The organism is Burkholderia sp. SIMBA_062 (genome assembly GCF_046534765.1).
GTDB lineage: Bacteria > Pseudomonadota > Gammaproteobacteria > Burkholderiales > Burkholderiaceae > Burkholderia > Burkholderia ambifaria.
This window is the reverse complement of record NZ_JAWRYD010000426.1, coordinates 1-255: the sequence shown is the minus strand read 5'-3', so window position 1 is coordinate 255 and position 255 is coordinate 1. Positions and strand designations below refer to the sequence as shown.

At 34.1% G+C, this 255-nt stretch carries 1 protein-coding gene; it reads left to right on the top strand.

Annotation, left to right across the window (positions count from 1 at the left end):
- On the top strand, window positions 1-255 hold a 255-nt coding region (locus tag SB786_RS36945), incomplete at both ends, for a hypothetical protein (protein WP_410731674.1).

Sequence of the window (255 nt, the reverse complement as noted above, 5' to 3'; positions counted from 1 at the left end):
ATATTCAAAATTGATGAAACCGATGTATATCACGGATTACGTGGAGGGTTGCAGGAAGAAGTTACAGATATTGCTGATCAGGCTCAATATCCAGAAGTGGTTTGGGTTCCAAATGCAGATACGCAAGGAACATATACATCTCCTGGAAATACATTGGTGAATGAAGCAGACTGTGATTATACAATTGAACAATTAATTATCAATTTTTCACAACATGAAGATAAAGAATCTTGTTATAACATGTTATTAGATATG